Genomic DNA, 12,834 nt, shown 5'->3' on the forward strand with positions numbered 1-12,834 from the left:
CATTGAAAGCTTGTCACTATCAACTGTCATTGGTGGCACTGGCTGTTTGTCATGCAAAACGTTAAAATAACGCCTTTTTGCCTTAATCCGGATGAAAAACATGAACCAACAGTTTCGTAAACCCTTAGCCAATAGTGATTTAGATTTTTTTGATACCCGTGAAGCTGTGGAGGCGATACGGCCAGGGGCTTACGATGGCCTGCCTTATACGTCCAAAGTGTTGGCAGAAAATCTGGTGCGTCGCTGCCCGTCGCAAGATTTAACGGCTTCGTTGGAGCAAATTATCGAACGCAAACAGGATTTGGATTTTCCCTGGTACCCGGCGCGGGTGGTGTGTCATGATATTTTGGGACAAACGGCATTTGTGGATTTAGCCGGTTTGCGCGAAGCAATTGCCAAAAAAGGTGGTGATCCGAAACAAGTCAATCCTGTGGTGCCGACGCAGTTAATTGTGGATCATTCATTGGCGGTGGAACATGCCGGTTTTGAAAAGGATGCCTTTGAAAAAAACCGCGCCATAGAAGAACATCGAAACAAAGACCGATTTCATTTTATTAACTGGTGTAAAACCGCCTTCGAGAATGTCAATGTGGTGCCGCCGGGTAATGGCATTATGCACCAAATAAACTTAGAACGGATGTCGCCGGTGATTCAAGCCCAGGACGGTGTGGCGTTTCCCGATACCCTGGTCGGTACCGACAGTCACACACCCATGGTTGATGCCTTAGGCGTCATTGCTGTGGGTGTCGGTGGCTTAGAGGCGGAAAGTGTGATGTTGGGGCGCCCGTCTTATGTGCGTTTACCGGATATTGTTGGTGTGCATTTAACCGGTAAGCCACAACCGGGCATCACCAGTACAGATATCGTTCTGGCCATCACTGAGTTTCTGCGTAATGAACGCGTAGTCGGGGCTTATATTGAATTTTATGGCGAAGGTGCTGACAGTTTAACCCTGGGTGACCGCGCCACCATTTCTAATATGACACCGGAATTCGGCGCCACTGCCGCCATGTTTTATATTGACCAACAGACCATCGATTATTTACGTCTCACCGGTCGAGAGGAAGCGCAAATAAAATTGGTTGAAAACTACGCCAGACAAACCGGCTTATGGTCTGATGGCATGAAAAATGCACAATATGAACGGGTTCTGACCTTTGATTTATCGTCAGTGGGTCGTAATATTGCCGGACCATCGAATCCTCATGCCCGGGTTTCAGTCAATGACCTGGCGGAGCAGGGAATCACCGGTGATTATTCAGCTGAAGGTGATGAGATGCCCGATGGTGCTTGTATCATTGCTGCCATTACCAGTTGTACCAACACCAGTAACCCCCGCAATATGATTGCTGCCGGATTGATTGCCAGAAATGCCAATAAACTCGGTTTAACGCGAAAACCCTGGGTGAAAACCTCCCTGGCGCCTGGTTCCAAAGCCGTGACTTTGTATTTAGAAGAATCCAAATTATTACCTGAATTAGAAAACTTAGGCTTCGGTGTCGTTGGCTATGCCTGTACCTCCTGTAACGGCATGAGTGGTGCCTTAGATCCGGAAATCAACAGGGAAATAGAAGAGAGAAATCTCTATTCGACCGCGGTGTTATCGGGTAACCGAAACTTTGATGGTCGTATTCATCCTCAGGCTGATCAGGCCTTCCTGGCGTCACCACCCCTGGTGGTGGCTTATGCCATTGCCGGTTCAATCCGTTTTGACATTGAAAAAGATGTTTTAGGCTATGATGCGTATGGTAATGCCATTAAGCTCAAAGACATTTGGCCGGATGATGCAGAAATTGATGCGGTGATTAAACAAAGTGTGAAACCTGAGCATTTTACAAAAGTGTATGAGCCGATGTTTAACATCGAAGACATCCTGCGTAAACACACGGAACCTTTATATGCCTGGAACCCCAAATCCACGTATATTCAATGTCCGCCCTATTGGGAAGGTGCCCTGGCGGCAAAACGTACCATGACCGGCATGCGGCCATTGGCGGTTTTGGGTGATAACATCACCACCGATCATTTATCACCATCGAATGCCATTCAAATGAACAGTGCTGCCGGTGAATATTTGCACAAAATGGGTCTGCCCGAGGAAGACTTTAATTCCTATGCCACCCACCGCGGTGATCACTTAACAGCGCAACGTGCCACCTTTGCCAATCCCAAATTATTGAATGAAATGGTGCGAGACGAACAGGGCGAGGTTAAACAAGGTTCACTGGCGCGGTTAGAACCCGAAGGTCAAGAAATGCGCATGTGGGAAACCATTGAAACCTACATGGAACGCAAACAGCCCCTCATTATTATTGCCGGTAAAGACTATGGTCAGGGCTCTTCCCGTGACTGGGCCGCCAAAGGTGTACGTCTGGCCGGTGTCGAAGTCATTGTCGCCGAAGGCTTTGAGCGCATTCACCGTACCAACCTGATTGGTATGGGTGTATTACCGTTGCAGTTTGTCGACGGTGAATCGCGTCAAATCTACGACATTGACGGCAGTGAAACCTATGATGTCAAAGGTGAAATTGCTGCCGGCGGTCAATTAACCGTAATCATGCATCGTAAAAATGGCGAGCAGGTTGCAATACCTGTGATTTGTCGTTTAGACACCGCCGACGAAGTCATTACCTACAATGAAGGTGGTCTGTTACAGCGTTTTGCCAATGATTTTATGCGTGACGATCGTTGAGCATTTGTGGGTTTTTTATAATGTGACCTAGTTCTCAATATGAAGAGATTTCGGGAGAATTAATTAAAAAACTTCTTTTCAGGGCCCTTAATTGCGCATAAAATTAAATACCTCAAATAATCAATATTCAAAAGGGGAATTTATGCGTTTTAATTTGTTTACATATATATTTGTGGTTTTTGGACTGTTTGCTCACGTAGAAACGGCTCAAGCTGATTGTGCTGTCACCGGCGCCACTGGTTCAGGCGGTGAAATTGTTATGTGTACAGGCACAGATACCGATGGTTATGATGGGACCCTTTTCATTGATGATTTAACCATCCCGAGTGGTGCCGTAGTCAGTCGAGCATCGGGTGATACCATTAATTTAAGTGACGGTAATGATGTGGTTTTAATATCTGGAGGCACGGTTACAAGTAATTCTGATCCGATAGAAACAGAAGATGGGGATGATTATGTGACCATGACATCTGGAAGTCTTATTGGTGATTCAGATGGTATTCGTCTGAATGATGGGAATGACACAATTATCATAACCGGTGGCGTGATAACAGGAAATGGTGATGATGGTGTCGAAGGTGATGGTGGTAATGATACCATTATTATCAGTGGTGCCGTTATTACCGGAAGTGATGCAGCTATCGAGGCCGATAGTGGTGATGATCTTGTTGAAATTGGTGATAACACCACCATTAACGGCATGATGGATGGTGGGACAGATGTTGATACTCTGCGTTTTTCTATGACCGTTCCTCCAGGAGATTTAGCGTCTTTACAGTCGGCCTTATCGGCAGCAAATCCAGCGGCTGACAGTATTGTTATTAATGGTGAAAATTATCAATGGGTAAACTTTGAAAGTATTGAAGATAATTTACGTGGTGCACAAGCGACCAGTGTACCGTCATTGCAAATATGGGGCCTGTTAATGCTGATGGGCTTAGTGTTGTTAGTTACAAAAACATCAATCCGAAAAGTACGTTAAATGTAAGTTTATTCTGGGTTATGTTAAACCCGGTTAGCTAATACAGAAAGCCGTTACTATTAACGGCTTTTTGTGGTTTAAAACTCAATTTATTTTAAATCTGAGTAGTGATAAAAGTATTTCTCGGATTGCGTTAAATCAAAAACAACAGTGTGTTATGAATGTTTATTTATGAGAAGATAGGCTGTCAAATATTTGACAGTAGAACCACGTAAAGTAAACAAAATAAATTATGAATCAAAAACCCCAAATCACCATTCCGGCCACTTATATGCGGGGTGGTACCTCTAAAGGCGTTTTTTTTAATCTCACTGATTTGCCCAAAGCGACACAAGTACCGGGTGAAGCCCGCGATCGTTTATTGCTGAGGGTAATCGGCAGCCCCGATCCCTATGGCAAGCACACCGATGGCATGGGCGGTGCGACATCGAGCACCAGTAAAACCGTTATTTTATCGAAAAGCAGTCAGCCTGATCACGATGTGGATTATTTGTTTGGCCAGGTGTCGATTGATAAACCGTTTGTGGACTGGAGCGGTAATTGCGGCAATTTAACCGCTGCGGTGGGGGCGTTTGCCATTAAATCCGGCTTGCTTGATAGTGACAAGGTTCCTGCTAATGGCGTCGCGGTGGTGCGGATTTGGCAGGCCAATATCAAACAAACCATTATCGCTCATGTGCCAATGACCGACGGACAGGTCCAAGAAACCGGTGATTTTGAATTGGATGGTGTGACTTTTCCGGCCGCTGAGGTGAAGGTTGAGTTTGTTAATCCGGTGGGTGATGCGGAACTATTCCCAACCGGTCAATTGGTGGATACATTGGATGTGCCGGGAATTGGGACATTTGACGCCACCTTTATCAATGCCGGTATTCCGACGATATTTCTGAATGCCGATGCCATTGATTATCTGGGCACCGAATTACAGGGCGATATTAATGGCGATGATGACGCCCTGACAATGTTCGAAACCATTCGGGCTTATGGCGCGGTACAAATGGGCTTAATCAAAGACATTAAAGAAGCCGAAAGCCGTCAGCACACCCCTAAAGTGGCGTTTGTGGCGCCGCCCAAGGGCTATATCTCATCCAGTGGTAAAGCCATTGCCATTGGTGACATTGATCTCAATGTTCGGGCTTTATCCATGGGTCTATTGCATCATGCCATGATGGGCACGGCCGCCGTCGCCATAGCCACGGCTTCCGCCATACCCGGCACCCTGGTTAATTTAGCCGCCGGTGGCGGGAATCGTACAGAAGTGCGTTTTGGACATCCTTCAGGGACCTTAAAAGTGGGTGCCGAAGTAACTGAACAAGCCGGGCAATGGAAAGTAGAGAAAGTTATTATGAGCCGCAGTGCTCGAGTGCTGATGTCAGGGCATGTGCATGTGCCGGATGTCAATGCATAGAGTTTAGAGTACAGCAGATAGGGCGACTGCAAGGGTCGCAGCTACAGAAACAATATTCGCATATTCGGAATGATATTAAAGTTTATCAGAATTGAATGTAGTCGTAGCGTTTTTCTTTCCATACACCATTCAATGGATTATACGGAATTCAGCAGGCAGATTTAGGTGCTTATGGTTTTGTGACGTTCATAGACAACGTTCGGACTAAAGACGCTGGATGCCGGCCTTCGCCGGCAAAAATTCATGGTTTGTTTTGGTAATATAGAAATCAGTGGTGGGCACGACTGGGATTGAACCAGTGACCCCTTCGATGTCAACGAAGTGCTCTCCCGCTGAGCTACGCGCCCTCTGACCTGGGATGTGAGCGATGCCGCTCACCAAAGAAGCGGTATTCTATCGCAAGATGATTTAGGATGCGATAGATATTTTTTCTTTTTTGCGCATCACTTCGATATTAAATCCATCGGTTAATTTAAGTGCTGATAGGGCTTTAACAGCTTGTTTGGGTGTGTTAACGGGGTCACCATTGATGGATAAGATTACATCACCTTCAGCCAAAGCCAGTTTATTGTTTTTATCGACATTGACAATCAAAACCCCTTTGTCAGTACCAAAGTAGGTTTTCAAGCCCGGGTTAACGGCAATCAGTTGGTGTTTATCACCCAACCAATCTTGTAATTTTTGATGACGCATAATGACATGAGGCGTCATTGAATTGTCCCCATCCATGGTGATGATATTGTATGAATTAACAGTAGGCGGCATCGGTGGAATCGGCGGTAATACGGCATCACTTAAGCTGCGTTTCTGGGCAGTTATATTTAGTGTCCTGTTTTTTCCATTTCGGACAATTTTAAAGGTAGATTTTTGTCCGGCTTTGGCTTCTTTAGTGAGATTTTTGAGCTCAATGCCGCCTTTGGTTGTTTTTTGATTATCTACTGCAACAATGAGATCACCTTGTTGCAAACCGGCTTGATCAGCACCACTATTTGGAATGACGGTAATAACCTGCCAGCCCTTATCTTCAACAGATGCCATAAAACCAAAGTATGCGCCCTCTATGTCTATGCTACTAAAATAGTTGCGGTCAATTTGTATAACCTGACGATTGGCATTTTGGTCAACTTCGATGTCGTGTTTTTTCATGACTTCCTCAATCAATTTGTTGATGTCATCCGTGTCATCAATTTTGAACGTTTCTTCAATGAGCTTGACTGAACCATTATTATCCTGTTTGATGGTTATTGTTACCATATTATCGATGACTTCAACGTCGACATTATCTAGTTGCTGAGTCCAGTTATGTTGTGGTGGAGCAGGTGGTTTAGGCGGTATATCAATATGATGCTTTTTTAAAGCATCAGAAACTACTTGATCAACATCGGTTTCGTTGGTGACATCAAATGATTCTTCAATTTTATTTTGCTTGCCGTCTTTATTATGAATGATAATAACTTTACCTTGCCCATCCTGAATTTGGGTGTGTATATCAAGGTGTTCATTGTCAGCAGCCCAAAGTGTGCTTGAGATGAATATTAATATAATGACGTTTAAATATTTCATGGTGTTCTCCTGCGTTTAAATTAGTTGAATAGTCTGATTTTGATTGCTCAGATTCTGTAATATCGTTAATTTTGCTTGTAATAAGTTTTGTCGATTTTCAGGGCTGTGACTGTCAGCTAAATGCTTATTTAAGTGATCCAGCCATTGTTCTAGCATGATTTCATTTTCTAATTGGGTCGAGCCCGGGTTGCTAACGATGGCTGAATCGCTTGTTAGTAATTGCTGTTCGAGTTGACTTACTTGTTGTTGTAATTGGATGATGGCTGTTTCGTTATGTGACTTCTCAGATACTGGTGTATAGCGATAAAAGAAGCTGACTCCAATGGCCATTAGGGCGATTCCGGCGGCAAAAGACCATGTATAAACCATCTTTTTTAATGTTTTGGGTTTATCGAGTTGCTGATATATGGCTGCAAAGTCATCTTTTGGCGGTGACATCGGTGGCTGGCTTTTGAGCCACTGATTGATATTAGAGGGTTTTTTCATAGCTGCTGACCTCTTGCTTTTGTTTGTTTAGTAATTGTTTCAGTTGTTGTTTGGCACGCGCCAAACGTGATTTTGAGAAACTTTCGCTGCAATCGAAAAACGCACCAATTTCCTGATGGGTAAAGCCCTCGACTTCGTAAAGCCAGATAATGGTTCTCATGGCTGGTGATAAATTTTTTAAGTAATGGTTGGCATCATGGCTATGATCGTATGTTATTGAAGTTTCACCCGCTATCATGGCAATTATTTGATTACCATCGTCAATTAATAATTGTGGTGTTCTTTTTCTTAGTAAATCAAGGGATTGATTGATGACGATGCGTCGCAGCCAAAAACCAAAAGCAACCGCTTGTGACCATTGTTCAATTTTATTAAAAGCCGTTATAAAACTAACTTGACTGATGTCTTGTGCATCTTCCGGGCTTTGCAGCATCCGGTATGCCAGGTTATAAACCGGCGCTGAGAACTGTTGGTAAATTTGATGACAAGCACGTTGTTGCCGTCGCTTAAGTCGGCGATATGTTTTGGCATCAATGGTTTGCTTAAATGGGCTCAAAATAAAGTTAGTGTTTTCACATCAGATACTAACTAAGACGGATAATGTTCGCAAAGAGTCACGATTATTTTAAATATTTTTTTATACCGTCAATAAACTGTTGTTGATTAAAATCTTCGGCACGGGCTTCACAAGCCTCACGCATGGCAGCGGCTTTGTTTGCTGACAAAGACTTTACTATTTGAATGAGCTTATTTTTTAGTTGATCACCGCCAATAAATAAACCGGTTTCTTGATCAATGACGGTTTCTTTGATACCGCCCTGGTGGCTGGCAATCACCGGTTTGCCGGCGGCCATGGATTCCACCGGTGTCATGCCAAAGTCTTCATCTTCAGGGATATAAATCGTGGCTAAACAGTTTCCCAAGAGGTCCAGTAATTTGGGCTCTTCTAACCAACCGGTAAAATAAATGTTGCTGTGACCGGCAGCTGATTTTTTTAGTTTATGGGTCTCACTGCCACCGGAAGCCACAACCAATTTTTTATTTGGCAAGCTTTTGAAAGCTTCAATAATGACGTCGATGCGCTTCAATGGATCATGTCGCCCTACGGATAAATAATAATCACCTTGCGATTGCCAATTAAAGTAATGAGTGTCACAAGGCGGATAAACAACATGGGAGTCTTGATTGAGGTGAGTTTTAATGCGTTGTTGAATGTGCTTTGAGTTAGCAATAATGGCATCCATGTTGTTAATAGCTGCTTCGTATTGTGGTTGAAACCATCGAATCAGAGCTTTTAATGCCGGCTTTTGCCAAGCTGATAAACCATTGAGGTAGTGTTGTTTTTTATCATAGATAAAGCGGGGTGGTGTGTGGCAATAAAAAATATTTTGGGCTTTTTCAAAGTGGCGATTGGCTAAAGGAGCAGCCACGCCACTGTAGATGACATTGTTATAGTGATGAACAGTGGGGGGTGTTTTTTTAAAAGCCCGCGCCAGTTGCCAAGTTTTAATGCCCGGCAAAGTACCTAAAGCGTTTAAATTAAATAATTCTCCCGGCAAATCGTCTAAGCTAAAACTATCAATACTGACGGCAGCGGTTAGTAAGTCACTGCGTAATTGCTGACACAAGGTCATAATTAAACGTTCTCCACCGCCTTTGATGAAAAACAGGTCATGAACGGTTAAAATGTCGTTTGTCATATTAATTGGTTAAAAAATGCATAATAAATCCCTGTCATCAAATACTTGGCGCATAATAGTCTGCCATTGTAACGTAAGCCATTAAATATGAAGACATTGATTGTTATTCCGGCTTTTAATGAAGCGGATAATTTAGCACAATTATTGCCACAGTTGTGTGCTGCTGTGACGGCTGATATTTTGGTGGTGGATGATTTTAGTTCTGATGGTACGGTTGAAACTGTTCGCAATCAGGGATTAACTTGTTTGCGGTTACCTTTGCAATTAGGTGCTTGGGGCGCCACCCAAACCGGGATTCGCTATGCCAAGCGTCATGACTATGATTTTGTGTTAACCATGGATGCTGATGGTCAACATGTGCCGCATGAAATTGCCGGTTTATTAAAGGCAGCAAACAATCACCAGTATGATGTGATTATTGGGACTTGTCCGCAACGGGTTAGTCGCTTAAAAAAGATTGCGTGGCGTTTTTTTAAAATTATTTCACAGATACGCATTGAAGATTTGACTTCCGGTTTCCGTGTTTATAATAAAAAAGCCATCGATGTATTGGCTGATAAAACCGCAAGCTTATTAGATTATCAAGATGTTGGGGTGTTGCTGCTATTATTGCGAGCTGACTTAAAAATTACCGAAATCCCTGTTAAAATGGACATTCGAAAGGACGGCAAATCCCGTGTTTTTAGTTCATGGTTGGTGGTTTTTAAATACATGTTACAAACCACAACCTTGTGCATTGCCAATATTGGAGCCAAAAAATCACAATGACCACCCTCACCATATTTATTATCGGCGCAGTGCTATCTGTCAGTATTTTATACCTGGTGCGTAAAGGTAAACTGCACGGTCCGTATGCCACTTGGTGGCTGATGGTGGCTGTGTTTGCCATTGTATTGTCTTCTTTTCCTAAAATAATTGATTGGGTGGCGATAAAAGTGGGTATCACTTATCCGCCAACCTTACTATTGGTGGTGTCGGTTAGTTTTATCTTAATTCGCATGTTGACCATGGACTTGGCGCTGTCTCGCAAAGAACAAAAAATCCGCCGCTTAACACAACGTCTTGCCATACTGGAAAATGATTTAAATAAATCTGATTCAGTGCATACAGATCACAACGTTCCTGACTGATTTTTCATGAACATACTGCATATTGGTAAATTCTATCCGCCTTATTATGGTGGCATGGAAACTTATTTGCAGGATTTAGCTGAAGCCCAGGTAAAACAAGGGCATCATGTGACGGTTTTGGTTCACAATCATGATTGGCACGATTTAAGATCCAAGACTTTGGTGGAACAAGTGCTGCCTAATTTAACATTAATCAGACAAGCCTGTTGGCGGCCGATTATGTTTACGCCTTTAATGTCGGGACTCAACAAACAGGTTATTGACATCATAAAAAACCAACCCATCGATGTTATTCACCTACATGTGCCAAATCCCAGCCTATTCGCACTGTTACGCAATCGAGCCGCTAAAAATATTCCTTGGGTGATTCGTTGGCATTCGGATATGGTCACAGAATCATCTTCACGACTTCTGCGTTTGGTGTATGCTTGCATTAAGCCCATTGAATCATCTTTGATTAAAAGAGCAACCGGTATTTTAATCAGCAGCCCCGAATATCAAAAAAAATCACCGCTGCTGCAGCAACATGAAAATCGCGTTGCCGTAATTCCCCTGGGGCTGAATACCGATAAGATCACCATTCCTGACAGCACAGCAATAACCGACAAACCATTTAAGATATTAACCTTGGGTCGACTGAGCTATTACAAGAATCACCGCTTATTGATTGATGCCATGAAACAGTTGCCTGACATGCATTTAACCATTGCCGGTGGTGGTGATTTGTATGCTGAATTAGAGCGTTATATTAAGACTAACCAGCTAACCGATCGTGTCACTTTAGCCGGTTCGGTCACTGACGAAGTAAAGCAAACCTTGTTTAACGAATGCCATGTGTTTTGTTTGGCTTCTAATGACCGTGCCGAATCTTATGGCATGGTGTTATTAGAAGCCATGGCGCGACAGAAAATAATATTGGCCGCTGACACTGAAGGATCGGGAATGCGCTGGTTAGCCACCCGTTACGCCAGAGGTTTCACCTTTGGCAATCATCAACTGATGGATTTGGTGGCGAAATTAAACCACATTCGGCATAATTATTCCCATATTATTAAGCAACAGGTGGATTTTGATTTGACCATTGATCAAACTGCCGCAAAAATAACCGACTATTATCAACATATGTTAGCCACGGAGTCACCATGAAGAAATGTATTGTATTGTTAGCCATATTTTTATTGACGGCTTGTCAATCCCAAACCAGTGACGAGACCACACAAGAACAAGTCGTGCCCCAGGCCCAGGCGACTGAAACAAACGGCCGTGAAGTGGCCTACCAACAAGACCCAAAGCCGGAAAATATAAAAACCAAGGCTCAAAAAAGTGTCGGTGAACAATTATTGTCTAATTATGCATCTTTCACCCTGACTTCTGATTTAAGCGGTTTAAATGAAAATCAAAAACAAATGATTGGCTATTTAATAGAAGCGGCAAAAATCATGGATGATTTGTTTTGGTTGCAAAGTTACGGCGATAAAAATGATTTGCTTGAGGGTATTAAAGATCCGGCATTAAAACGCTATGCCGCCATTAATTACGGTCCATGGGATCGACTGCAAGGTGATGAGCCTTTCCTTGAAGGTTATGGAGAGAAACCCTTGGGCGCGCGTTTTTACCCCCCTGAGATGACCAAACAAGAATTTAATGAACAAGCGACCGATGCGCTGCGTGATTTATATACCTTGGTCAGAACCGACGAGCAAGGTCAATTGCAAGCCATTCCCTATCATGTTGCTTACGAACAAGCTTTGCTACAGGCTGCTGAGTGGCTTAATAAAGCCGCGGAATTGGCAGAAGATCAAGGTTTTAAAAACTATCTGCAGCTACGCGCCAAAGCCATTTTAGAAGATGACTATCAGGCTTCAGATTTGGCCTGGTTAGACATGAAAAATAATACCGTTGATGTCATTATCGGTCCCATTGAAACCTATGAAGATCAATTATTTGGTTATAAGGCTGCCTATGAAGCGTTTGTGTTAATCAAAGATCAGGCGTGGAGTCAAAAACTGGCTAAATTTGCCCAATTTTTGCCACAATTACAAGCAGAGTTGCCGGTGGCAGATGCCTATAAACGAGAAAAGCCCGGCACTGATTCTGATTTAAATGCATATGATGCCCTGTATTATGCCGGTAGCTCAAATGCAGGAAGTAAAACCATTGCCATTAATTTACCCAATGATGAGCAAGTGCAATTACTAAAAGGCACCCGTCGGCTGCAATTAAAAAATGCCATGCATGCAAAATTTGAAAAAATCTTATTGCCAATCGCACATGAGTTGGTGGTTCCTGAACAACGCAAACATGTCACTTTTGATGCATTTTTTGCCAACACCATGTTTCATGAAGTGGCGCATGGATTAGGCATCAAAAATACCCTTAATGGCGGGGGCACTGTTCGTGAAGCGTTGCAAGAATATGCCAGCGCCTTGGAAGAAGGTAAAGCAGATATTTTGGGATTATATATGGTTGAAAAGCTGCACCATATGGGTGAATTAGACGGTGGTGAATTAATGGATTATTACACCACTTTTATGGCCGGCATTTTTCGCTCGGTCCGGTTTGGTTCCAGTTCAGCGCATGGCGTGGCAAACTTACTGCGTTTTAATTATTTTGCTGAGCATGATGCCTTTAATTACGATGCTGACAGCGGTCATTATTCGGTTAACCCTGAAAAAATGTCTGCTGCCATTGCATCTTTATCCGAAAAAATCCTGACGCTCCAGGGTGACGGGAATTATCAGGCTGTTAAAGACTGGTTTGATAAAGGCGGTCAACAAAGCCCACAACTAAAAACGGCGTTGCGTACCATTAATGCCGCCGGTATCCCAGTGGATATCGTTTTTGAACAAGGTGGTGCTCAGTTAAAATGATAA

Annotated in this window: 11 protein-coding genes and 1 tRNA gene; 7 read left to right on the top strand and 5 right to left on the bottom strand. The window is 43.3% G+C overall.

Going from position 1 to position 12,834, the window contains the following annotated elements; all coding sequences use genetic code 11:
- Positions 1-100 precede the first annotated feature (100 nt).
- From acnD to prpF, 3 genes are all read left to right on the top strand, one after another.
- Positions 101-2,692 (top strand): Fe/S-dependent 2-methylisocitrate dehydratase AcnD, encoded by a 2,592-nt coding sequence (gene acnD / locus OS173_RS03020; RefSeq protein ID WP_267182869.1) that lies wholly within the window; start codon positions 101-103, stop codon positions 2,690-2,692.
- 142 nt (positions 2,693-2,834) lie between these two features.
- Positions 2,835-3,674, top strand: coding sequence for a hypothetical protein (locus OS173_RS03025; protein ID WP_267182799.1), 840 nt, complete (start codon positions 2,835-2,837; stop codon positions 3,672-3,674).
- Between the two features lie 232 nt (positions 3,675-3,906).
- Positions 3,907-5,082 (top strand): 2-methylaconitate cis-trans isomerase PrpF, encoded by a 1,176-nt coding sequence (gene prpF, locus OS173_RS03030; protein ID WP_267182800.1) that lies wholly within the window; start codon positions 3,907-3,909, stop codon positions 5,080-5,082.
- 272 nt (positions 5,083-5,354) lie between these two features.
- Here the strand turns inward: prpF and OS173_RS03035 are convergent.
- The 5 genes from OS173_RS03035 to OS173_RS03055 form a co-directional block, all read right to left on the bottom strand.
- Positions 5,355-5,429 (bottom strand) — tRNA-Val (locus tag OS173_RS03035).
- Positions 5,430-5,490: 61 nt separating this feature from the next.
- On the bottom strand, positions 5,491-6,645 hold the full coding sequence (locus OS173_RS03040; protein ID WP_267182801.1) for a PDZ domain-containing protein: 1,155 nt from the start codon (positions 6,643-6,645) through the stop codon (positions 5,491-5,493).
- 15 nt (positions 6,646-6,660) lie between these two features.
- Positions 6,661-7,131 (bottom strand): hypothetical protein, encoded by a 471-nt coding sequence (locus tag OS173_RS03045; protein ID WP_267182802.1) that lies wholly within the window; start codon positions 7,129-7,131, stop codon positions 6,661-6,663.
- Positions 7,115-7,687 carry an RNA polymerase sigma factor gene (locus tag OS173_RS03050; protein ID WP_267182803.1) on the bottom strand — a complete coding sequence of 191 codons (573 nt, stop codon included), beginning with the start codon at positions 7,685-7,687 and terminating at the stop codon, positions 7,115-7,117. Before OS173_RS03050 ends, OS173_RS03045 begins: the two co-directional genes overlap by 17 nt.
- 64 nt (positions 7,688-7,751) lie before the next feature.
- Complete coding sequence (locus tag OS173_RS03055) at positions 7,752-8,831, bottom strand: glycosyltransferase (protein ID WP_267182804.1); 1,080 nt, start codon at positions 8,829-8,831, stop codon at positions 7,752-7,754.
- Positions 8,832-8,918: 87 nt separating this feature from the next.
- Here OS173_RS03055 and OS173_RS03060 point away from each other — a divergent pair, with 87 nt between their 5' ends.
- From OS173_RS03060 to OS173_RS03075, 4 genes are read left to right on the top strand one after another with little or no spacing between them, the layout of a single operon-like run.
- The gene (locus OS173_RS03060; RefSeq protein ID WP_267182805.1) at positions 8,919-9,599 is read left to right on the top strand and encodes a glycosyltransferase family 2 protein; all 681 of its coding nucleotides are present in this window, start codon (positions 8,919-8,921) and stop codon (positions 9,597-9,599) included.
- Entirely contained in the window at positions 9,596-9,961 is a 366-nt protein-coding gene (locus OS173_RS03065; RefSeq protein WP_267182806.1) for a DUF2304 domain-containing protein, read from the top strand. The genes OS173_RS03060 and OS173_RS03065 overlap by 4 nt, the downstream gene beginning before the upstream one ends.
- 6 nt (positions 9,962-9,967) lie before the next feature.
- Positions 9,968-11,107, top strand: a complete 1,140-nt coding sequence (locus OS173_RS03070) for a glycosyltransferase (protein WP_267182807.1) — start codon at positions 9,968-9,970, stop codon at positions 11,105-11,107.
- Positions 11,104-12,831 (top strand): dipeptidyl-peptidase 3 family protein, encoded by a 1,728-nt coding sequence (locus OS173_RS03075; RefSeq protein WP_267182808.1) that lies wholly within the window; start codon positions 11,104-11,106, stop codon positions 12,829-12,831. The genes OS173_RS03070 and OS173_RS03075 overlap by 4 nt, the downstream gene beginning before the upstream one ends.
- Positions 12,832-12,834 lie beyond the last annotated feature (3 nt).

It is taken from the genome of Marinicella gelatinilytica (genome assembly GCF_026410405.1).
In the GTDB taxonomy this organism is placed as follows: Bacteria; Pseudomonadota; Gammaproteobacteria; order Xanthomonadales; family Marinicellaceae; genus Marinicella; species Marinicella gelatinilytica.